Here is a 20,943-nt window from a genome sequence, read left to right as displayed (position 1 = left end):
CGCTGCCCCAACCTATTCTGTACGAGGTTTGTATGAGCATAACACTGTATACTGCACCGGAGTGCATCCGCTGCAAAATTGTCAAAGCCTTTCTGGCCGAAAGGGATATTCCTTACGCCACAGTGGATTTTAAGGCTGACGCGCAGGAATTTAACGCCTTCTACCGCGCCAACCGCAAAGCCATCTATCGTAATCCCGAAGGTGTGGAGTTTCCCCTGTTCAATGACGGCCAGGTCATCAAGCAGGGTTCGGGCGAAATCATCGCCTACCTGCTTTCCGGCCATGTGCTGGAAGCCTGCATCACCAGAAGCGACCTGCTCCACGGCAAGATCGGCGGCATCTATCCCTCGCAGTGTCCCGACGGCCAGGAGGAGAATCTCTGTATTCTGGTGGACAGGCTGGCTGCGGGCGGCCTGGAGGTCTGGCTGCAGACGGACGGCCGCAAGCCGGACCTCCTGGAGCGCCTGTTGGCCATCAAGAACGTGAAGGCCGTGCTCAATGCCGTGGGTGGCGCGGCCGCCACGGCCGCTGTGTACGGCGGCGCGCCCGACACGGCCGCCCTGGCCGCGAGTATAGGGCTGGTGCGGGATATTCCCGGCGGCGGCGTGCGCTTTCTGGCCATGCCTTTGCCCGGCGCGGACGGACAGTGGACCTGGCCCCGACGCGAAGATGCCAGAGACGCTGCCCAGATGGTGGCCGAAGCCTACGGACAGCCTACCTTGCCCTACCGCGTGGAGGCCCTGCCGCCTGACGCGGCGGTGGACCTGCACGGCCTGGAGCCCTTGCCGGAACAGAACCTTCTGCTGTACCGTTCCGCTGCCCGGCAGTTTCTGTACAAAGCCGAAATCGGCAAATAGGCGCTTTTGCGGCGCGGCTCCGGCCTGGCTGGAACCGCGCCGCGCGCCGTACACCCGGACACTTATCCGACGCTCTGGAGCGTCGCTGCGGGAGGAATATCCGTGCAGACTTTTGATGTCCTGATTTTGGGCGGCGGCCCCGGCGGCACGTCGGCGGCACGCCTGCTGGCCAAAGGCGGTAAAAAGGTGGCCCTGGCGGAGGATACGCACTGGGGCGGCACCTGCCTCAACTGCGGCTGCATCCCCACCAAGCTCCTGCTGGGGGCCGTGGCGCCGGGCGCGCTTCTGGCCGCCCAGCAGCGCCTGCGGGTGGCCAAGGGCGAAATCGCCGTGGACTATACGGCCCTGCAGACCCGCGTGGCCCGTTTCACCAAGGGCAGCAGTCAGGCCCTGGCCAAGGAGCTGACCGGCCTGGGCGTGACCCTGCTGGAAGGTCGTGGTGTCTGCGCCGGCACGGCCGAAGGCCTGCACCGGGTGCGCCTGGAGGGTAAGGACGGCGTCACGGAACTGGCGGCCGCCCAGGTGGTGCTGGCCTGCGGTACGTCTTCCGCAGCCTTTCCCGGCCTGACTCCGGACAACGACTGCGTGCTGGACAGCACGGCCCTGCTGCGCATCGCGGCCGTGCCCGAGAGCCTGCTTATTGTGGGCGCCGGGGCCATTGGTCTGGAAATGGGTGACTTTTTCCGCGCCATGGGCAGCAAGGTGACCATTGTGGAGGCCGCCCCGCACATCGCCCCCCTGGAGGACGCGGACGTGGCCAAAGAGATGCTCCGCGCCCTGACCAAGGCGGGCGTCACCTGCCTGGAAGGCGCGCGGGCCAAGGAGTTGCGTACGGTGGACGGGCAGGCCCGCCTGACCCTGGAGGACGGCCGCGAAATTACGGCCGCCAAGGCCCTGGTGGCTGTGGGCCGCACCCCCAACACGCGGGCGCTGGCAGCGGAAAGCCTGGGCTGCACTTTGAACAGACGCGGCTATCTGGCGGTGGACGCGCACCTGGAGGCGGCCCCTGGCGTCTATGCTGTGGGCGACGTCAACGGTCTGACTCTGCTGGCCCACGCGGCGGAGCACCAGGCGGGCTATGTGGCCCGGCGCATTCTGGGGCGGGAATTTGGCGCATACGCATCCGGCCCGGTACCTTCCTGCGTCTACGGCAGCACGGAAATTATGCGTGTGGGCCCCACGGCCAAGGAACTTTTGCGAGAGGGACGGGCTGTCAGCGTTTCGCAAGCGCCCTTGACCATGAACCCCATTGCCCAGGCCAGCGGGCACACCGCCGGTTTCGTCAAAGTAGTCTGGGAGGGCGAACGCCCGGTGGGCATGGCGGCGGTGGGCGGCGGCGTGTCGCACCTGGTGAGCGTGGCCAGCCTCCTGCTGGCCGGCGACTATACGCCCGAGAAACTGCACACGGTCATGATTGCGCACCCCACCCTGGATGAAATTCTGCCTTTGGCCATGAACGCGCCCCGCGCTGTCCCCCAATAAAAGGATCTTGTCATGCAATTTCCCGACGACAGGCAGTACCACGCCGACCACCTCTGGGCGCAGCAGCGTCCTGAGGGCGTCTGGCGCATCGGCATTACCGACTATGCGCAGGAACAGCTGGGCGGCGTCATCTTTGTGGACCTGCCGGAAGCAGGATCCGCATTCGCCCAGGGGGCTTCCTGCGCCTCCATTGAATCGGTCAAAGTGACAAGCGACGCGCTCATGCCCGTTTCCGGCGAAGTCACGGCCGTGAACCCCGCCCTGGCAGACGCGCCGGAGCTGTGCAACACGGACCCCTACGGCGAGGGCTGGCTGGTGGAAGTCCGCCGCACGGCTCCAGAGGAGGGCGGCGCGTTGACGGCAGCGGCCTACGCCGCCCAGGTACAGGCTTGATTTTTTAACGTGGTATCCGTACATTAGGTGGCTTTTTTGGCCACCTTCCGGCAGGCCCGCCCCAAAATCGTCCTTCAGGACGGGGGCGGGCCGCAGTACCGTCAGGGCGGCCTTGGGGCCGCCTTTTTGCGTTGTTGCACTTTTTGTGACTTTGGCCTGTAAATTGCATCTTCTGCCGCGTCGTCAGACAAACGGCACAATCGACAGCGCGGCGGACGCGCGTGGTCAGAAGGACAAGACATGCAGGTCAAGACATTTACCGGAGCCACAGCACAGGAGCTGCTTGCCAGGATCAAGGCCGAAATGGGGCCTGAAGCCGTCATTCTGGGCAGCCGCACCTACCGTAAGAACGGGGTCGTCCACCACGAGATCACCGCCGGCCTGGAACGCCCGGAAGCCTCCGCCCAGCCCGTGGGTGCGGGCTGGAACGAATGGCGCAAGGACTGGCAGCACGTCAAAGAACAACTTTTTGCCCTCATGAAGCCTGCCATGCGCCTGGATCGCCTCACTCCCCGGCAGCGTGTGGCCTTGGAATATCTGCAGCGCGAGGGCGTTTCCGACGCCGTGGCCGTGGACCTTTATCAGCGCCTGACCGACGCGCCCGGCGCCTCTGTGCTGGAAAGCCTGTGCCGCATGGTGCCGGTGCGGCCCTGGAGCAGGGAGCACTGGCCCCAGCGCCTGCATGTGCTGGCGGGTCCGTACGGCGCGGGTAAGACCACTACGGCTCTGCGCCTGGCCCTGCACTGGCGGCGGGAAGCGCCGGAGACGCGCATCGCTTTTATCAACGCGGACTGCCTGCGCGGCAACGGGCGTCTGGTGCTGCGCCACTGGGCGGAGCTTTCGGGCTTTACTTATATGGAGGCCCCGGACAAGCCCGCCCTGGAGCAGGCCCTGGCCGCCTGCGCCGAAGCGCGCGCCGTGTTTGTGGATACGCCCGGCCTGGACCGCGCCGATACCCTGGCCGCCTGGTGCGAGCACATGGGGCTGGATTTGGCCGACGCGGCCACGCATCTGGTGCTTTCTCCTTTTTATGACGCAACGCAGACGCGCGCCCTGCTGCGGCGCTACAGCCATGACGGGCCGGGCTCCCTGGTCTGGACCAAGTTGGACGAAGCCGTTAGCTTTGGTACTATGGTCAATGTGGCCTGCGCCGCCGGCTTGCCTGTATCGGCCCTTTCGTTCGGCGCGGAGCTGCAGCAGAGCCTTGCCCCGGCCACGGAGCCGCTGGTCTGGCGCCTGATTTTCAAACGGCAGTTGCCCGGCCAGGCGGCCTGATCCCTGGCTGAAACATATGGAGCACTCGGATGAGCGGCACCTTTCCCCTGGTTTTTTCCGTTACCTCCGGCAAGGGGGGCGTGGGCAAAACCAATATATCGGTAAATCTGGCCATCTGTCTTGCCCAGCTGGGCAAGCGGGTGGTACTTATTGACGCGGACTTGGGCTTGGCCAATGTGGATGTGGTGCTGGGGCTTACGCCGCAGAAAAACCTTTTCCACCTGTTTCATGAAGGCGCGACCATCCAGGAAATTCTTTTCCCCACGCCTTATGGTTTTTCCATTCTGCCGGCCTCTTCTGGCATGAGCGAAATGCTTACCCTTTCCACCGGCCAGAAGCTGGATTTGCTGGAAGCCGTAGACGAACTTGAGAACGACCTGGATTATCTTATTGTGGACACGGGGGCGGGCATCAACGACAATGTGCTGTATTTCAACATGGCCGCGCAGGAGCGCCTGGTGGTGCTTACGCCGGAGCCTACCTCCCTTACGGACGCCTACGCCCTCATCAAGGTGCTCAAGACCAATCATGGGGTGGAGCGCTTTGAGGTCTGCGTCAATATGGCCCCGGACGCCAAAACTGCGCGGGAGATGTTTGTGCGCCTGCACCAGGCCTGCGATCACTTTTTGAGCGGCGTTTCGCTGGAGTTGGCGGGGGTTATCCCGCGCGATACGGCCGTGCGCAAGGCCGTGGTGCAGCAGTTGCCTTTCTGCGTCAGCGAGCCGCAGAGCCCGGCCTCCCGTGGGGTGCTGGCGATGGCCAAGACCATCACCACCTGGGAAGTGCCCGAAAATCTGGATGGCAATATCAAGTTTTTCTGGAAAAAACTTTTATTCCGTTAGGCGTTTTGCCTGTGCGGCAACACCGCCGCTGCAGTGCCGGGCGGGCCGGCAGCGGCGGCGGACAGCAGGCGTGGCGCGCCGCCACGCGGGAAGAGGCTGCAACTGAGGAAACGGCCATGAAAACCGCCACAGCGCGGATACAACCCTGGGAGGCGCTGGAAAGCGGCGCTACCGCATGGGAACGCTTTTCGCCGCCGGAGCAGGAAGCGGTGGTGCGGCACTATGCCCCCAAGATCCGCTTTCTGGCACTGCGCCTCAAAGCCAAACTCCCCCGCAGCGTGGAGCTGGGCGAGCTTATCAGCTCCGGCACGTTGGGGCTGATGGAGGCGCTCGGCAAATTCCGGCCGCAGTTGGGCATCCGCTTCGAAACGTATGCAGAAAGCCGCATCCGCGGCGCCATGCTGGACGAACTGCGTCGGTTGGACTGGTTCCCCCGTTCCCTGCGGCAGCGGGTGCGCGTGCTGGACGAGGCCATGCGGCAGGTGGAAAATCTGGAGGGCCGCCCCGCCACGGAAGAAGAACTGCAACACCTCACTGGTCTGGAGCTGCGCGAGGTGCGTCAGGGCCTGGAAGCACTGCAGAACCAGTTGTGGGTTTCGCTGGACGCCATCCAGGACACCTTTGCGGGCGACGCACAGGGCGGCGAAGGCGAACCCTATCGGCGCACGGCCCTGCGGGAACTGGTGGAACGCGTCGCGCCGCTTATTGATACCTTGACGCCAAGAGAGAAATTGGTACTGTCGCTTTACTATACGGACGAGTTGAATATGCGTGAAACCGCCGAAGTTCTGGGCATCACCGAAGGGCGCGTGTCTCAGCTTCACTCTCAGGCCCTGAGCCGTCTGCGCAGAGAATTCGTCAGCCGTTACGGCGAGGAACCTGAAGCATAATGCATAAACGGTCCCGCGGGGGCCGATGGCGGGAGGAATTTTTCATGCCTTACAATCCCAACATGCGCGTTCTTGTGGTTGACGATTTTTCCACCATGCGCCGTATTGTTCGCAACATCCTGCGCCAGATCGGCTTTCAGAACGTGGTGGAGGCCGACGACGGCACCTCCGCATGGGAAGTCCTCAACAGAGAAAAGATAGACTTCATCGTTTCCGACTGGAATATGCCCCAGATGACCGGCATTGATTTGCTGCGCAAGGTTCGCGCCAGTGAACAATTTGCAAATATACCGTTTCTTATGGTCACGGCGGAAGCCCAGCAGGAAAATATTATTGAGGCGGTGCAGGCCAAGGTGTCCAACTACATCGTCAAGCCTTTCACCGCTGATACCATGAAGCAGAAAATTGACAAGATCTTTGCCTGAGCGGGGCGCGACCATGACGCGGCGATGCAGGGGCAAGACGCCGTCCTGGTGTGCGCGGGCTGCCGCGACGGCTCAGGGCCCGGGAGGGGCGCGTGGCTGCAAAAACTGACGTGAAAACCGCTCCGGACACGGAAGCCCTGCAGATGGATCTGGGGCCTGACCCCGTCCGCCGCAAGGTGGAACTGGACCTGGACGACGCCCCCTTCCTCAAATCGGAAGAAAAAATGCCGGCTGTGGCCGCAAGCCAGGCCGCGCCCGCAGTGCCGCAAGACGGTGCGGCCCCGCCCAAAAAACGCTCTTGGCGGCTGGCGGCGGCGGTGGCCGGGCTGCTGGTTCTGATCGGGGCGGGCGCCGCCTGGCGGCTCTGGCCGCGCACCCCGCCGCCTCCACCGGCGGAGGCCGTCAAGCCAGAGGTAGTTGTGGTGCCCCAGACGCCCACGGCCCAGATGCCCCAGGACCAGGTCAAAGAGCTGGCCCCCTTTGTGGTGCCGCGCGCTGACGGCGACGGTACGGCCTTTCTGATCTGCAAGTTTTCTGTGGTCTACAAAAATCCGGCCCTGGGCGCGGAATTGGACCGCAAAATGGTTTCCCTGCGTGATGCCCTCTACTTCTACCTGGGCAGCAAGACGGACGCCTTTCTGCTCAACGCCGACAACGCCCCCACCATCAAGCGGGATCTGACGGAAGTGCTCAACGACTACCTGACCCAGGGGCAGGTTACGGACATTTTGCTGGAAAGTTATCTCAATTCATAAGCCTTTGCCGTGCCGCGCACGGACCGGACGGCAAGGCGGGAGGCCGGCATGAGCGTTGACGCTACCGTGGCCGTGCTGTATGCCCAAACCGGTCTGGCCACGTCTTTGGCCAATGCCGCGGCGGTGGCCCCGCAGGCTTCCGCCGCCATGGCGCGCGTGCTGGCGGCTGAAATGGCCCGGCAGGAACAGCGCCAGATCAACAAGAGCGAACCCGGCGCTAAAATGTCGCTGGAGGCCGAAGCCCGGGAGGGCGGCGGCAGGCCCGGTTTTGCCACCAGACGGCGGGCCCGGGCGGCCCCGGCCACGGAAGAAGAGCCGGCCCCCGCTTCGCCCCTGGTGGGCAATTTTTTGAATCTTAAGGTATGAATACAACCCTGCTGCTCGTCCTGACGGGCGTCTTCTCTCTGTTAGAGCTGGCCATTCTGGGCGGCGTGCTGTTCTTTTATCTGCGGCTGCGCCGTTCGGAAACGCTCATCAATACCCTTCAGGGCAACCAGCAGAGCCTGTTGCAGCGCATTGAGATGAACGCCCGCCTGGAGCGCGAAATCGTAGGCAGCTTTGCCCAGCGTCAGGCCGAACTGCGTGACCTGGACGCCAAGCTGGAAGCACGCGTCCGGGAGCTGCGCCGCCTGTTGGAGCAGGCCGAAGGCATCAGCCGTTCTCCCCGTTTTTTGCGCGAGATTATCCTCAATGGCCGCAAAAAAGGTCTTTCTCCCCGCCAAATCGCCAAAAACGCCGGTTTGAGCCTGGACGAAGTGGAACTCATCCTCGCCCAGGAAGCGGGTGCGGACTGAGGCGGCGGCGTTTTCAGGTTCATTCTATTTTTGCATTGTTCTGGCGACTGCGTGCGCAAAACGTCCGTCACGCAGGCGTAAGCGCAAGGTGTTTGCGCTGGTAGGTGCCGGAGTGCGCGTAGCACTACCAGTGCAGAATGTATACTCTCAAAGTTTCAATGTGCTGACGCGCAAGGGCGCGCAGACGGGATTGTCCGTCTGCGCGCCCTTGCGCTTTAGAGCAGTTTACGAATGAAATGAGTTAATTGCTCTGCAAGGATTTTCTTGAAAATCCTTGCCACGAAATGCGAGAAGGCAGGCTTTTGCCTGCCGTAAGCGGGCATTTCAAGTGTTAAATACTCTAGAGTCGGCTGGTGGCTACCATTCTTCGTCGGGCGGCAGTTCCGGCGGTACAGCCACAGAGGCCGTATGGATACGCCGTCGACGGGGCGCTTCGGGCGTGGCGGCCGGGGGAGGCTGTCGGCGCAGGGCAGGTTCGGGCAGGCTGTTGTAGAGCGCCCAGAAGGCCGGATACAACTCCGTCATGACGCCAGGATTGCCCAACTTGCGGTGGGGGCGGGCGCAGGCGGCCAGAGCCAGGCCCAGAGCCCAGACCGGCGAGGGGGCGTTCCAGGGGGTTTCCTGACCACATTGTTCTTTTTTGCACAATCGGCCGTCATCTCTCAGGTCGCAGCCCGCTGCGCGCAGAAAACTTTCCACCTCGGCGGGGTCCACGCCGCCGGACAGGGCGGGCAGACGAACTTCGCCGCCGCGCAGGGCCGCACAGGCGGCCAGGGCCAGGGGCAGCGCCGCCCAGTCCGCAGGGAAGTGGACCGGCAGGGCCGCAAGATCAAAAACGTGCACGGGGACGGCGTTTTGGGCAACAATTTCGCCGTGTTCCTTGCGGGTATCCTGGCGCAAGTCCAGGCCCAGAGCCTGCAGCAAATCCCAGCCGGCCACGGCTGCGGGCCAGCGGGGCCACAGGCCGGTGAGCCGGGCGCTGCCGCCCAAAGCCAGGGGCAGGGCAAGCAAAAATACGGCCAGTTCCGGTTCCAGCGGCAGTTCGGGGCTTTCGGGAAAATTCAGGGGGCCGGGGGTGACGCGCACCCTGCCGCCATCGGCCTGCACGGCGGCGCCGGCCGCACGCAGCACGGGCAGCACGCGGGCCAGGGCCGTGGCCTGGTCCGGGTGGGCGCTCAGGTCCACCAACAAGGGGCGTTCATAGCCGGGCGCGGCCAGCAGCAGGGCCTCGGCCAGCTCCACGGGCACGTCCGCGGGCAGGGTAAAGGCGTCCGGCAGCAAGCCGGAACACTCCAGCCGCACGGGCAGGCCCGTGCTCTTGGGCACGGCGTGCACCAGGCGCGCGCCCAGGGCAGGCAACACATGGCGCAGGGTGGTGAAATCCGCCAGTTTCAGACCAGAGCCGCCTGTGATTTTGACTCGGGAGGGCCGGCCCAGATAGTGCCCCAACAGCAGAAAAAAATTCCAGGCGCTGTCGCCCGCGTGCAGCACTTTGTCCGGCGTGCCCAGGGGGGCAGCCTCACGGGCTAGCACGCCGTCGTCCGTACGGGTAAGGGCGGCCCCGGCCTGGGTAAGCATCTGCACGCAGTCCACAATGGGGTCGTTCATAAGGCAAGGGGCCAGGCACAGGGGCCGACCGCTGGTCGCGGCCAGAAACAGCCATGCGCGGGTTACGCGGCAGGCCAGCGGGGCGGTGCAGTCCAGCTTCACAGGCCGCGCGGGCGGCGCCAGGTTGAAAGCCGTGCGGGGAGGCTCCGGGCGCTGGTCTGCGCCGTTTTCCTGCGCGTCCGGGGCCACTGGTCGGGGTTGAAAGACCACTTCCTGCATCAGAGAAAAAAAGTGGCCGGTCAGGCGTGGGTCGCGGCTTACGCGGGCCGCGGCGGCCTCCCATGATTCACGCAGAAATTTTTCTTCTGCGGGCTCCAGGCGGGGCTTGTCGCCCCGCATGCGCGTAAGCAGATTGTGGCGGCGCAGCAAGAGCCGCAAAATGTCGTGGTCAAGGTCGCTGACCACCTCGCGCAAGGGGCGGCGGGGCCGCGCATCACGCTGTTCGGGGTTCCGGCGCGGCGTGCGCCCTTCATGAGAGTGCTCGGTCATATGCAATTGTCCAAAAGGATGAGGTGGGTGGGCGCCGGCAGGCATAAGCCCGTTCGGCTGCTGGCCGCGCACCCAGTAAAAATTCGGGGCGTGGGGGCTTCCCTTGTCTGCGTAAGCGTGTTAGCCTGAATCGACTTCTCTGGCAAGGTCTGTGGCGTGTCCGTGGCCCTGCGGAGGGCTGTTGCGGTCGGTATGGGCCCCGGTACGGGGCGGCAGTGCCGCGTCACTGCGACAGGGCGGTGACGGCCACGTGGCGGCGGTATTAAATGTTTTTTTCACAAGATTTATAACCATGGAGAATTTAAGATTTTTTTTGCACAACGCGCGAATGTTTTCACGAAATTTTTCCAGGGGGTCTTGACGTAGATGCCAAGGGCTTGTTACTAATTGCGCAAGCCATACGCCCTACCTTCGTTGCGGAGGCGCTCGGCTGACCCCCGGCGTGACGGATTTGCTTTGCGCCTCGCCGAACCCGGCGGGTTTTCTGTAACACTTTTACGAGTTGGAGGACACATATGCCGACGTTTGTCGATCCGTCCAAATGCGACGGCTGCAAGGGTGGCGAAAAGACGGCCTGCATGTACATCTGCCCCAACGACCTCATGATCCTCGACCCTGAGGAAATGAAGGCCTACAACCAGGAACCGGACGCCTGCTGGGAATGCTATTCCTGCGTCAAGATTTGCCCTCAGGGCGCCATTACGGCCCGCCCCTATGCGGACTTCGCGCCCATGGGCGGCACCTGTATCCCCATGCGTTCGGCCGACTCCATCATGTGGACGGTCAAGTTCCGCAACGGCAACGTGAAGCGCTTCAAGTTCCCCATTCGCACCACGCCTGAAGGCTCCATCAAACCTTACGACGGCCGCCCCGAAGGCGCCAACCTGGAAGACGAGCTGCTGTTCACCGAAACCGCGCTGGCCACTCCCAAGGAAGCCTTGGGCAAAAAGTTCGATGTGTCGGAAGCCGACAAGGTCTTTACCTGCAAAGAACACGGCCGCTAGGCTTTTGCAACAGCAAGTGCGAAAGGAGAAATCACTATGCCTATGATTCCCGTGAAGGAAGTGAATAAGGGCGTTGCCATTGCCGAACCCGAAGTCAAAGAACATGCGGTTGACCTGCTCATCGTGGGCGGCGGCATGGGCTCTTGCGGCGTGGCCTATGAGGCCGTGCGCTGGGGCGACAAACATGGCCTGAAAATCATGCTCTGCGACAAAGCCGCGCTGGAGCGTTCCGGCGCCGTGGCCCAGGGCCTTTCGGCCATCAACACCTATCTGGGCGAAAACTCCGCCGACGACTATGTGCGCATGGTCCGCACCGACCTTATGGGTCTGGTGCGCGAAGACCTGATCTTCGACGTGGGCCGCCACGTGGACGACTCCGTGCATCTGTTTGAAGATTGGGGCCTGCCCTGCTGGATCAAGAGCGAAGACGGCCACAACATGAACGGCGCCGACGCCAAGGCCGCGGGCAAATCCCTGCGCAAGGGCGACAAGCCCGTGCGTTCCGGCCGCTGGCAGATCATGATCAACGGCGAGTCCTACAAGTGCATCGTGGCCGAAGCGGCCAAGAATGCCCTGGGCGAAGACCGCATGATGGAGCGCATCTTCATCGTGAAACTGCTGCTGGACAAAAACACCCCCAACCGGGTGGCCGGCGCCGTGGGCTTTAACCTGCGCGCCAACGAAGTGCACATCTTCAAAGCCAACGCCATCATGGTGGCCGCCGGCGGCGCGGTGAACGTGTACCGCCCCCGCTCCACCGGTGAAGGCATGGGCCGCGCCTGGTATCCCGTGTGGAATGCCGGCTCCACCTACACCCTGTGCGCGCAGGTGGGCGCCGAAATGACCATGATGGAAAACCGCTTCGTGCCCGCCCGCTTCAAGGACGGTTACGGCCCCGTGGGCGCGTGGTTCCTGCTCTTCAAGGCCAAGGCCACCAACTCCAAGGGTGAAGACTACTGCTCCACCAACAAGGCCATGCTGAAGCCTTACGAGGACCGCGGCTACGCCAAGGGCAACGTCATCCCCACCTGCCTGCGTAACCACATGATGCTGCGTGAAATGCGCGAAGGTCGCGGCCCCATCTACATGGACACCAAGACCGCCCTGCTGAACACCTTTGCCACCCTGAGCGAAGAGCAGCAGAAGCACCTGGAATCCGAAGCGTGGGAAGACTTCCTTGACATGTGCGTGGGCCAGGCCAACCTGTGGGCCGCCACCAACACCGCGCCTGAAGAACGCGGCTCCGAAATCATGCCCACCGAGCCTTACCTGCTGGGCTCCCACTCCGGTTGCTGCGGTATCTGGGCCTCCGGCCCGGACGAAGCCTGGGTGCCGGAAGACTACAAAGTCAAAGCCAGCAACGGCAAGGTCTACAACCGCATGACCACCGTGGAAGGCCTCTTCACCTGCGCCGACGGCGTGGGCGCTTCCGGCCACAAGTTCTCCTCCGGCTCGCACGCCGAAGGCCGCATCGCCGGCAAGCAGATGGTGCGCTGGTGCCTGGACCACAAGGACTTCAAGCCTGAGTTCAAGGAAACGGCCGACGAGCTGAAAAAACTCATCTACCGTCCTTACTACAACTATATGGAAGGCAAGGCCGCTTCCACCGACCCCGTGGTGAACCCCAACTACATCACGCCCAAGAACTTCATGATGCGCCTCGTCAAGTGCACCGATGAATACGGCGGCGGCGTGGGCACCTACTACACCACCTCCAAGGCCCTGCTTGACACTGGCTTCTATCTGCTTGAGATGATGGAAGAAGACTCTGAAAAGCTGGCCGCCCGCGACCTGCACGAACTGCTGCGCTGCTGGGAAAACTACCACCGCCTCTGGACCGTGCGTCTGCACATGCAGCACATTGCCTTCCGTGAGGAATCCCGGTACCCCGGCTTCTACTACCGTGCGGACTTCATGGGTCTTGACGACAGCAAGTGGAAGTGCTTTGTGAACTCCAAGTACGATCCCGCCACCGGCGAGACCAAGATCTTCAAGAAGCCCTACTACCAGATCATCCCTGACTAGTCAGGCGGCACTGAAACGACACTGGGGCGGCCGCAAGGCCGCCCCAGACTGCTGACGGGTCGGCGCGATGCGTGCCGTCGGCCCGCGCCGCCGGGCGGTCGCAAGACCGCCCCTTTTCACGGCGCAGCGGGGCCTCACGGGCGGCGTTTCCACTTTCCGCGGCGGGAGGCCTTTTCCTTCTTTAGCCGCTATGCAACAACGCAGGAGGATATCCAGGATGTCCAATGCCATTCTCGTCGTGGGCGGCGGCTTTGCGGGCCTCACAGCCGCCATTGAAGCGGCGGAACTGGGGCACGACGTCTTCATCGTCGAAAAGTCGCCCTGGCTGGGCGGCCGCGTGGCTCAGCTCAACAAATATTTCCCCAAACTCTGTCCCCCCTCCTGCGGGCTGGAAATCCAGTTCCAGCGCATCAGGAATAACCCGCGCATCAAATTTTTCACCCAGGCCCAGGTGGTGGGCTTTGTGGGCGTCAAGGGCGATTACAAGGTGCAGGTGCGCATTGAACCGCGCCACACCGCGCCCCACAATGTGGATTTCAGCCTGCTGGCCTCCAGTCTGGAAGGCACGACCCCCAGCGAGTTTGACCTGGGGCTCGGCAAGCGCAAGGCCCTCTACAAGGCCATGCCCTTTGCCTTTCCCGCACGCTACACCCTGGACACGCACACCCTTTCCAAGGCCGATACGGCCCGGGTGGCGGGGGCCCAGTTCCTGGACCTGGCCGAAAAGCCCCACGAGGTGGAGCTCAGCGTGGGCGCTGTGGTGGTGGCCACGGGCTGGAAGCCCTATGACGTGACCCGCCTCAGCAACCTGGGCGCGGGCAAAGTCAAAAATTGTATTTCCAACATGCAGTTGGAGCGTCTGGCTTCGCCCTTCGGCCCCACGGGCGGCCGTATGGTGCGGCCCACGGACGGGCGGCAGCCCTTGCAGGTGGCTTTTGTGCAGTGCGCGGGCTCGCGCGACCAAAACCACCTCAACTACTGCTCCTACATCTGCTGTATGGCCACACTCAAGCAGTGTCTGTATCTTTCGGAGCAGAGCCCCCAGACGCAGATCACCGTCTACTACATCGACCTGCGCGCCCCTGGCCGCTACACCAAGGTGCTGGAAAAAGTCCAGGCCTTGCCCAACGTGCATTTCGTCAAGGGCAAGGTGGCGGACGTGGTTCAGGCCCCCGGCGACATGGTGCGGCTTACGGCCGAAGACGCTGTGCGCGGCGAGAAAATGACCCTGGATTATGATCTGGTGGTGCTGGCCACGGGCATGCAGCCTTCGCTGGCCGGTGAGGACGCGCCCTTGCCCCTGCCTCTGGATGAAGACGGCTTTATTGCGGGCGGCGAAGAGGCCGGCATTTTCGCCGCCGGTTGCGCACGCATGCCCCTGGATGTGATGCGCTCCGCGCAGTCCGGCACAGCCGCCGCCTTGAAGGCGGTGCAAACGGTGAAAGGGAGGTAGGCGGCATGGCCGGTAAAATTGGCGTCTATTTTGACCAGCAGAACATCGGCGGCGGGCTGGATGTGCCCGCTCTGGCCGTACAGACTGGAGAAAAGTGGGGCGACCTCACGCCTGTGGTTAAGGTTGTTCCCGTGCTGGCCGCGGCCGTGGATGAAATCAGGGCTGATATTGAAGCCCAGGGCCTGGACGGCGTGCTGCTTTGCGGCGCTTCGCCCCGGGTGGATGCGGATATCTACCGCCTGCCTGTGCAGGTGGAGCATGTGAACCTGCGCGAACAGTGCGTGCTGGCCTATAAAAATCCGGACAAGAGCCCGGTGGACCTGAGCCAGGGCGCGCCCGCGCTGCTCACTCTTATGGCTCGCGACTATATCAATATGGGCGTGGTCAAACTGCAGAAAAGCTCGGTGCCCGATTCGGCAGCCATCACCGGCGTGCAGCGTGTGCTGGTCATCGGCGGCGGCTGGACGGGCCTTACCGCCGCAGCCGAAGCGGCGGCCACGGGCTACGAAGTGGTGCTGGTGGAAAAGAGCGAGAAGCTCGGCGGCGCGGCCAACAATATCCCCATGGCGTCGCCTCTGGCCTCGCCCTGGACGGACAAGCAGCCCACCAACCTGGAAACCAGGATCGCCGAGGTTACGGGCAACGCGCGCATCACCGTGCACTGCAACGCCCGTATGGAAAAACTGGAAGGCCAGCCCGGCGAATTCAAGGCCACTATAGCTACCCAGAGCGGCCCCGTCAGCGTGGACGTGGGCGCGGCGGTGCTGGCCACGGGCTGGGTGCCCCTGGATCAGAAATATCTGGAGCCCATGGGCCTGGGCAAAAGCCCTAAGGTCATGGACGCCGCTACCTTTGGCAAGCAACTGGTGGCTGGCCAGGTCAGCGCGCGGCGTATCGCCTTTGTGCTGGACGTGAGCCTGGCCGAGGCGGCAGTGCGCAAGGCGGCGGAAGAAGCCGCCGCGGCCCCCGCCCCGGAGGAGGCTCCCAAGGCCGCCCCGGCAGAGGGTGACAATGCAGAAAAGGCCTTTGTCAAAGAAGACCTGGAAACTTTCCGCCACCTTACCTACTCCAACGCCGTCAACAGCGTGGGTATGCTGCGTCTGGCCAATACGGTCTGTGAAAAGACCAACGACGCCTGCCAAACCTTTATCCTTTATAAGGATATGACCGTCCCCGGCATTCTGGAGCGCTTCTACAAGAAGATGCAGGACCGCCTGGGCGTTATGATGACCAAGGCCGACGTGACCGCCGTGCGTGAAGCCGGCGACCACATGGTGGTGGAGTGCAAAAACACTTTGCTGGGCATGGATTTTGACCTGGACGTGGACCTGGTGGTTCTGCCCACGGGGCTGGTGCCCACCACGGCCAAGGACGTGACGGTCAACTTCGACTACCGCCAGGGGCCGGATTTCCCCGACCTGCAGTTGTTTGACGGCTTTGCCGACTCCAACTACATCTGCTTCCCCTACGAAACCCGGCGCACGGGCGTGTATGCGGCCGGCTGCGTGCGGCAGCCCCTGACCATGGACGCCTGCGAAGAAGACGCCCGCGGCGCGGTGCTCAAGGCCGTCCAGTGCATTGAGGCGGCCAGCCACGGCGTGGCCGTGCATCCCCGTTCCGGCGACCTTTCCTACCCCGTGTTCAACTTTGTGCGCTGCACCCAGTGCAAACGCTGCACAGAGGAGTGCCCCTTCGGCGCTCTGGACGACGACGAAAAAGGCACGCCCAAGCCCAATCCGGCGCGCTGCCGTCGCTGCGGCACCTGTTTCGGCGCGTGCCCGGAGCGCGTCATCTCCTTTGCCAACTACAATATCGACCAGATCGGCTCCATGATCCGCGAGGTGCAGGTGCCCAAGGACTTCAAAAACGAAGGCCCCCGCATCCTCATCCTGGCCTGCGAAAACGACGCCTACCCGGCTCTGGATATGGCCGGGGCGCGGCACAAGACCTGGAGCCCCTACTGCCGCGTTATCCCGGTGCGCTGCCTTGGCTCGGTCAACGCCATCTGGGTTTCCGACGCCATGAGCAAAGGCTTTGACGGCGTTATGCTGCTGGGCTGCAAATACGGCGACGACTACCAGTGCCACTTCGTCAAGGGCTCTGAAATCTGCTCCCGCCGCAAGGAAAACATCGCCGAGACCCTCAACCGTCTGGGCGTGCAGCCCGAACGGGTGGAGCAGCTTGAAGTGGCCATTGACGAATACGACACGGTACCTGACCTGATCGACGGTTTTGTGGACCGCATCATGGCCCTGGGCCCCAACCCGTTCAAGGGCATGTAGGAGGATGGCAGCAATGGCACAATGCACAATCAAACCTGATATGGAGTTTGTCAGGGCGCTGGAAGAAGCGGGGGGAGAGTCCCTCAAAAAGTGCTACCAGTGCGCCACCTGTTCTGTGGCCTGCCCGCTTGCTCCGGCCAACGCGCCCTATCCGCGCAAGGAAATGGTCTGGGCCTCCTGGGGCCTCAAGGACAAGCTCCGCGCCGATGTGGACCTGTGGCTCTGCCACAACTGCGGCAACTGCGCGGACCTCTGCCCCCGCGGCGCGCGCCCGGCCGACCTTATGGGCGCGGCCCGCAACGTTATCTATAAGGAACTGACCGAGCCCGTGGCCGTAGGCAAGCTCATGAGCAAACCTTCGGGCCTGCCCGTGCTCTTCGCCATCCCGGCCCTGCTCTGGCTGGTGGTCTGGTGGATCCGCGCCGGCTTCAACGGCGGCAACTGGTTCCCCCGCGCCGCTGACGGACGCATCGTCTTCGGCCAGATCTTCTACGGCGACTACACCATTGACCCCATCTTCATGCTCACGTTCTTCGGCGCGGTGTTCATCCTGGCGCGCGGCGTCATGAAGCTCTGGGCCCTGTTCAAACCCGAAGGCAAGCTGGCCGTCATCGGTAAGACCAAATGCTGGCTCTGGCACCTCTGGGATGTGCTCTGGGATGAGATCATCACCCACCGCCGCTTCGACGACTGCGAATCCGGTCCCGATACCGGCAAAGAAACGCCCAACCGCAAGTGGGGGCACTTCCTCCTGGTCTGGAGCTTTGCCATCCTGGCCTGCGTCACGGCCATCGTGGCCCTGGGGCACTGGGGCGGCAAGGTCATCCCCCTCATCAAGATCGAAACGCCCATGCCCCTCACCTTCCCGGTGAAAATTCTGGCCAACCTGGGCGCGCTGCTGCTGCTCTGCGGCCTGGCCGTGCTCACTGCGCGGCGCGTGCGGCTCAACCCCAAATACCAGGCCTCCAGCTGGTACGACTGGTACCTTCTGGGCATTATCTGGCTGGTGGCCGTCACCGGCATCCTGTCCCAGTGCTTTCGCCTGGCCGACGCCGTGGTGCCCGCCTTTCTGGTCTATTATCTGCACCTGGTGTTTGTCTGGATGCTTTTCGCCTACCTGCCCTGGTCCAAACTCGGCCACTTTGTCTACCGCACGGCGGCCCTGGTCTATGTGCGCATGTACGGCAGAAGCTAGAAGGTAACCTTGTGGCGCGGCCCCGGTCCGCCGGGGCCGCCCTTGCGTACCGCGTTGTACAGAATAATTTCGATCTCCGAGGAGGAGGCCGCCATGTCCGATACGTCCCGTAAAGTCTTTCCTGTGGAGTCCGTCCTGGCCCTGGTCGTGGGCAAGGAAGACGTGGATATCAAAGAAATCGCCGGTTTCGTGGCCGGGCGCTCCATTGAGTGTGATTGCTGCGCCAAGGCCGTAGGTCCTTTTGCCGCCGCCTGGCTGGCCCGCTGGTTCCCCAAGTTTATGGATCTGGACTGGGCCGAAGGCCAGTCCTGGGATGGCTTTGTGAGCGCCGGCCGCAGCCTGCTGGGCGACAATGTTTCCCTTACCTGCATGGACGGCCGCACCAAGGCTCTGGTGGACCAGGCTCTGGATACCCTGGCCGATACCTATAAGAGCATGGCCGCCCAAACGGCCGCCGCTTCCGCCCTTGAAGAGCGCGTGCGCGCCCTGGAGCCCGCTGAGGCCCGCGCCGAAGCCCTGACTAAAAAGGTGGATGAGCTGGAAGCCAAAATCAAAACCATGAACACCGATATGGGCGGCCTGCGTCGCCAGGTGGCCGAATTCCAGGGCAAGGTGGCCGTGAGCCACGATGATCTCATGCAGACCATCAAAGACGCCATCAAGGACGGCCTCAAGGGCATGGTTGTGGGCGGCGCTGCCGCCGGCGCGGCCGGCGCGGCCGCTGAAGAAGCCGCACCCGCCGCTGAAGAAAACGCCGTGCCCGATGATTTCGGCTTCGGCGCTTCCGGTGCAAACAACGACGGCTTCGGGTTTTAAAAGGTTTTTATGGGGGAAGGGGAACTTTTGTTCACAAAAGTTCCCCTTCCCCCATACCCCATCCCTTCAAAAAACTTTTTTACTCAGGGTGCGCAACAGGCGTCCCCTGAGTTTTTTTGTGCAACTTCCAAATGTCGTGGAGGCGTCACGGCCTTGCCACGCACGCCCCGCATGTTCTCCCCAGGTACTGTGGCAACCAGTTCAGGGGCATTGCAACTTTGCAATACCCTGGCGGTTGCATAAGCAGACGCCCGCCGTGAAGGCGCAAGCGCAATGTACTTGCACTGTTAAGCGCCGGAACGAGCGTGCCGTAAACTTTGAGGGTACATATTCTCAAAGGTAACCTGCTAGAGCGGTTTACGAATGAAATGAGTTAATTGCTCTGCAAGGATTTTCTTGAAAATCCTTGCCACGAAATGCGAGAAGGCAGGCTTTTGCCTGCCGTAAGCGAGCATTTCAAGTGTTAAATACTCTAAGATAAGGAGGAGGAGCATGCCCGGCAGCATAGAAATTCTGTCACCGGCGCCGCAAGGCGCGCCCCTTGAACCGCGCCGCCCCCGGCGGCTGCTGCGCGCCCTGGCGCGCCGGTTTACCGCCCTGGGTCGGCTGCAAAAAGCCGCCGAGGGCCTGCCCCGTTGCGGCGACGCCCCCGCCTTTGCCGCCGCCTGCCTTGCGGCCCTGGATGTGCGCGTCCGCAGTGAGCCCCACGCCCTGGAGCGCATCCCCACCCAGGGTCCGCTGCTCCTCTACGCCAACCATCCCACAGGCGCGCTGGAAGGTCTGGTCCTGCTGGCCCGCTGTGGCCGTCTGCGTCCGGACCTGAAGATTCTGACCACCGCCACCCTCGCCAGTCTGCCCCAACTGGCCCCCCTGGCGCCGCGTCTGCTGCCCCTGGACCTTTCCCCAGGGGCGGCCGGCGCGGCCAATGCCGCCGTACTGCGCGCCGCCCTGCGCCATTTACGGCGGGGCGGTGCGCTGGGCATCTTTCCCGCCGGGAAGGTGGCCCGCTGGTCGCCCGGCGCGGGTGTGCGTGAACAGCCCTGGTCCCGTCTTCTGGGTCTGCTGGCCGCCTGCCCTGGCACGCACTGCCTGCCTCTGCGGTTCACTGCCCGCGTCAGTCCCGCCTTTCTGCTCGCCACCCAGTTCAGCGAAGCCTTGGGCACGGCCCTTTTGCCGCACGTTCTGGAGCGCCAGCGCGGCAGTCTGGTCCACATGCGTGTGGGCCGGCCGTATAAAGCCGAATCCCTGCGCACCCTTAGCCACGCCCAACGCACCCTCTGTCTGCGTCTGTTACAGGAGTCTCTTGTCCCCGCGCCAGTGGCCCGCGAGCGTGCCGTATCTCCGGCCCCTTTGGCCGCGCCCGTTGTTCAGGAGGATTTTATGGCCGCGCTGGCGGCCCTGCCCCAGGACCGCGTACTGGCCCGCGAAGGCCGCTACAGCGTCTATCTGCTCCTCGGAGCGGAATCCCCCGTACTTCTTGATGAACTGACCATGCGCCGCGAAGAAGCCTTCCGCGCTTTGGGGGAAGGCAGCGGCAAGGCCCGCGATACCGACCGCTACGATGCCGCCTACGCCCATCTAGTGTTGGTGGATGAAGAGGCGCAGGCCTTGGCCGGGGCCTACCGCGCCTGCCTGGTCCGGTCCGACGCGGCCCACAGCTATAGCGCCAAAAATCTCTATACCGCTGCGTTGTTCCGGTATAATCCGGAATTTTTCCGCCACTGCGGCAATGCCCTGGAGCTGGGCCGCGCCTTTATCCGCGCCGCCTACCAGCGCGACTACGCTCCCTTGCTCCTGCTTTGGAAGGGCATAGGGCAACTGGCCCTGCGCAGCGGTGCGCGCACCCTCTTTGGTCCCGCCAGCATGGGGCTGGACTACAAGCCTCAAAGCGTGGATCTGCTCTGCAACTATCTGCGCCGCAACCATTGGCACGCGCCCCTGGCAACCCTGGTGCGCGGGCGCAAACCCCGGCGGCCCGCCGTGGATACCCCCTTTGTGCGCCAAATGGCCTATGCCGACATCAATGCCCTTGTCCGGCACATGGAAAACGGCCGCAACCTGCCCATCCTCTTCAAACACTACCTGCAACTGGGCGGACGCATTGTCGCTTTCCACCAGGATGCCGCCTTCGGCACCCTCGACGCCCTCCTGGTGGTGGACCTGCGCACTGCCCCAGAGCGCTTCCTGCGCCGTTACCTCGGCGACGAGGGCTTCCAGCGCCTGCGCGATGGCATCGTGTACGAGAAATGATGGTGGGGGGAAGGGGGACTTTTGTTCACAAAAGTCCCCCTTCCCCCCCACACCCCCCAACCCTTCAAAAAACTTTTTTATTTAGGGTAGGCAACAGGCGTCCCCTGA

18 protein-coding genes are annotated in these 20,943 nt (G+C 63.3%); 17 read left to right on the top strand and 1 reads right to left on the bottom strand.

Features of this window, described 5'->3' with window-relative positions; translation table 11 throughout:
• Positions 1–32 precede the first annotated feature (32 nt).
• The 10 genes from J7I12_RS07210 (at position 33) to J7I12_RS07165 (ending at position 7,713) form a co-directional block, all read left to right on the top strand.
• Positions 33–857, top strand: coding sequence for a thioredoxin domain-containing protein (locus J7I12_RS07210; RefSeq protein WP_288907704.1), 825 nt, complete (start codon positions 33–35; stop codon positions 855–857).
• A 102-nt stretch (positions 858–959) separates the two neighbouring features.
• Entirely contained in the window at positions 960–2,339 is a 1,380-nt protein-coding gene (locus tag J7I12_RS07205) for a dihydrolipoyl dehydrogenase family protein (RefSeq protein ID WP_118230243.1), read from the top strand.
• Between the two features lie 12 nt (positions 2,340–2,351).
• Positions 2,352–2,732 carry a glycine cleavage system protein GcvH gene (gene gcvH, locus J7I12_RS07200; RefSeq protein WP_118230244.1) on the top strand — a complete coding sequence of 127 codons (381 nt, stop codon included), beginning with the start codon at positions 2,352–2,354 and terminating at the stop codon, positions 2,730–2,732.
• A 240-nt stretch (positions 2,733–2,972) separates the two neighbouring features.
• The gene (locus J7I12_RS07195; protein ID WP_118230245.1) at positions 2,973–4,007 is read left to right on the top strand and encodes a flagellar biosynthesis protein FlhF; all 1,035 of its coding nucleotides are present in this window, start codon (positions 2,973–2,975) and stop codon (positions 4,005–4,007) included.
• Between the two features lie 29 nt (positions 4,008–4,036).
• Positions 4,037–4,849 carry a MinD/ParA family protein gene (locus tag J7I12_RS07190; RefSeq protein ID WP_118230246.1) on the top strand — a complete coding sequence of 271 codons (813 nt, stop codon included), beginning with the start codon at positions 4,037–4,039 and terminating at the stop codon, positions 4,847–4,849.
• Between the two features lie 116 nt (positions 4,850–4,965).
• Positions 4,966–5,739 (top strand): FliA/WhiG family RNA polymerase sigma factor, encoded by a 774-nt coding sequence (locus tag J7I12_RS07185; protein ID WP_118230247.1) that lies wholly within the window; start codon positions 4,966–4,968, stop codon positions 5,737–5,739.
• A 44-nt stretch (positions 5,740–5,783) separates the two neighbouring features.
• The gene (locus J7I12_RS07180) at positions 5,784–6,164 is read left to right on the top strand and encodes a chemotaxis response regulator CheY (protein ID WP_118230248.1); all 381 of its coding nucleotides are present in this window, start codon (positions 5,784–5,786) and stop codon (positions 6,162–6,164) included.
• A 92-nt stretch (positions 6,165–6,256) separates the two neighbouring features.
• Positions 6,257–6,919 carry a flagellar basal body-associated FliL family protein gene (locus J7I12_RS07175; RefSeq protein ID WP_118230249.1) on the top strand — a complete coding sequence of 221 codons (663 nt, stop codon included), beginning with the start codon at positions 6,257–6,259 and terminating at the stop codon, positions 6,917–6,919.
• A 48-nt stretch (positions 6,920–6,967) separates the two neighbouring features.
• Complete coding sequence (locus tag J7I12_RS07170) at positions 6,968–7,285, top strand: hypothetical protein (protein WP_118230250.1); 318 nt, start codon at positions 6,968–6,970, stop codon at positions 7,283–7,285.
• The gene (locus J7I12_RS07165) at positions 7,282–7,713 is read left to right on the top strand and encodes a hypothetical protein (RefSeq protein ID WP_118230251.1); all 432 of its coding nucleotides are present in this window, start codon (positions 7,282–7,284) and stop codon (positions 7,711–7,713) included. The genes J7I12_RS07170 and J7I12_RS07165 overlap by 4 nt, the downstream gene beginning before the upstream one ends.
• A 357-nt stretch (positions 7,714–8,070) precedes the next feature.
• Here the strand turns inward: J7I12_RS07165 and J7I12_RS07160 are convergent, their stop codons facing one another.
• Complete coding sequence (locus tag J7I12_RS07160; RefSeq protein ID WP_288907706.1) at positions 8,071–9,810, bottom strand: 3-phosphoshikimate 1-carboxyvinyltransferase; 1,740 nt, start codon at positions 9,808–9,810, stop codon at positions 8,071–8,073.
• 515 nt (positions 9,811–10,325) lie between these two features.
• On the opposite strand from J7I12_RS07160, the gene aprB reads away from it, so the two are divergent.
• From aprB to J7I12_RS07125, 7 genes are all read left to right on the top strand, one after another.
• Positions 10,326–10,814 (top strand): adenylyl-sulfate reductase subunit beta, encoded by a 489-nt coding sequence (gene aprB, locus J7I12_RS07155; protein WP_288907707.1) that lies wholly within the window; start codon positions 10,326–10,328, stop codon positions 10,812–10,814.
• 36 nt (positions 10,815–10,850) lie between these two features.
• On the top strand, positions 10,851–12,839 hold the full coding sequence (gene aprA / locus J7I12_RS07150) for an adenylyl-sulfate reductase subunit alpha (protein ID WP_118230254.1): 1,989 nt from the start codon (positions 10,851–10,853) through the stop codon (positions 12,837–12,839).
• 217 nt (positions 12,840–13,056) lie between these two features.
• Positions 13,057–14,292 carry a CoB--CoM heterodisulfide reductase iron-sulfur subunit A family protein gene (locus J7I12_RS07145; protein ID WP_118230255.1) on the top strand — a complete coding sequence of 412 codons (1,236 nt, stop codon included), beginning with the start codon at positions 13,057–13,059 and terminating at the stop codon, positions 14,290–14,292.
• 5 nt (positions 14,293–14,297) lie between these two features.
• Complete coding sequence (locus J7I12_RS07140) at positions 14,298–16,574, top strand: hydrogenase iron-sulfur subunit (RefSeq protein ID WP_288907709.1); 2,277 nt, start codon at positions 14,298–14,300, stop codon at positions 16,572–16,574.
• Positions 16,575–16,587: 13 nt separating this feature from the next.
• Positions 16,588–17,769 (top strand): quinone-interacting membrane-bound oxidoreductase complex subunit QmoC, encoded by a 1,182-nt coding sequence (gene qmoC, locus J7I12_RS07135; protein WP_118230257.1) that lies wholly within the window; start codon positions 16,588–16,590, stop codon positions 17,767–17,769.
• A gap of 93 nt (positions 17,770–17,862) precedes the next feature.
• Positions 17,863–18,585, top strand: a complete 723-nt coding sequence (locus J7I12_RS07130; protein ID WP_288907710.1) for a hypothetical protein — start codon at positions 17,863–17,865, stop codon at positions 18,583–18,585.
• A 492-nt stretch (positions 18,586–19,077) separates the two neighbouring features.
• Positions 19,078–20,835, top strand: coding sequence for a bifunctional lysophospholipid acyltransferase family protein/GNAT family N-acetyltransferase (locus J7I12_RS07125; protein WP_118230259.1), 1,758 nt, complete (start codon positions 19,078–19,080; stop codon positions 20,833–20,835).
• Positions 20,836–20,943: the final 108 nt, after the last annotated feature.

Origin of the sequence: Desulfovibrio diazotrophicus, assembly GCF_902498985.2 — a bacterium.
In the GTDB taxonomy this organism is placed as follows: domain Bacteria; phylum Desulfobacterota; class Desulfovibrionia; order Desulfovibrionales; family Desulfovibrionaceae; genus Desulfovibrio; species Desulfovibrio legallii.
Note: the sequence above shows the minus strand (reverse complement) of the source record. Positions and strands in the feature narration are given on the sequence as shown.

Bases quoted from the DNA above. Each gene is read 5' to 3' on its own strand.
- J7I12_RS07180 (WP_118230248.1), top strand. From the start codon at position 5,784: ATGCCTTACAATCCCAACATGCGCGTTCTTGTGGTTGACGATTTTTCC.
- J7I12_RS07210 (WP_288907704.1), top strand. From the start codon at position 33: ATGAGCATAACACTGTATACTGCACCGGAGTGCATCCGCTGCAAAATT.
- J7I12_RS07190 (WP_118230246.1), top strand. From the start codon at position 4,037: ATGAGCGGCACCTTTCCCCTGGTTTTTTCCGTTACCTCCGGCAAGGGG.
- qmoC (WP_118230257.1), top strand. From the start codon at position 16,588: ATGGCACAATGCACAATCAAACCTGATATGGAGTTTGTCAGGGCGCTG.
- J7I12_RS07130 (WP_288907710.1), top strand. From the start codon at position 17,863: ATGTCCGATACGTCCCGTAAAGTCTTTCCTGTGGAGTCCGTCCTGGCC.
- aprB (WP_288907707.1), top strand. From the start codon at position 10,326: ATGCCGACGTTTGTCGATCCGTCCAAATGCGACGGCTGCAAGGGTGGC.
- J7I12_RS07170 (WP_118230250.1), top strand. From the start codon at position 6,968: ATGAGCGTTGACGCTACCGTGGCCGTGCTGTATGCCCAAACCGGTCTG.
- J7I12_RS07160 (WP_288907706.1), bottom strand. From the start codon at position 9,810: ATGACCGAGCACTCTCATGAAGGGCGCACGCCGCGCCGGAACCCCGAA.
- aprA (WP_118230254.1), top strand. From the start codon at position 10,851: ATGCCTATGATTCCCGTGAAGGAAGTGAATAAGGGCGTTGCCATTGCC.
- J7I12_RS07145 (WP_118230255.1), top strand. From the start codon at position 13,057: ATGTCCAATGCCATTCTCGTCGTGGGCGGCGGCTTTGCGGGCCTCACA.
- J7I12_RS07125 (WP_118230259.1), top strand. From the start codon at position 19,078: ATGCCCGGCAGCATAGAAATTCTGTCACCGGCGCCGCAAGGCGCGCCC.
- J7I12_RS07195 (WP_118230245.1), top strand. From the start codon at position 2,973: ATGCAGGTCAAGACATTTACCGGAGCCACAGCACAGGAGCTGCTTGCC.
- J7I12_RS07165 (WP_118230251.1), top strand. From the start codon at position 7,282: ATGAATACAACCCTGCTGCTCGTCCTGACGGGCGTCTTCTCTCTGTTA.
- gcvH (WP_118230244.1), top strand. From the start codon at position 2,352: ATGCAATTTCCCGACGACAGGCAGTACCACGCCGACCACCTCTGGGCG.
- J7I12_RS07140 (WP_288907709.1), top strand. From the start codon at position 14,298: ATGGCCGGTAAAATTGGCGTCTATTTTGACCAGCAGAACATCGGCGGC.
- J7I12_RS07185 (WP_118230247.1), top strand. From the start codon at position 4,966: ATGAAAACCGCCACAGCGCGGATACAACCCTGGGAGGCGCTGGAAAGC.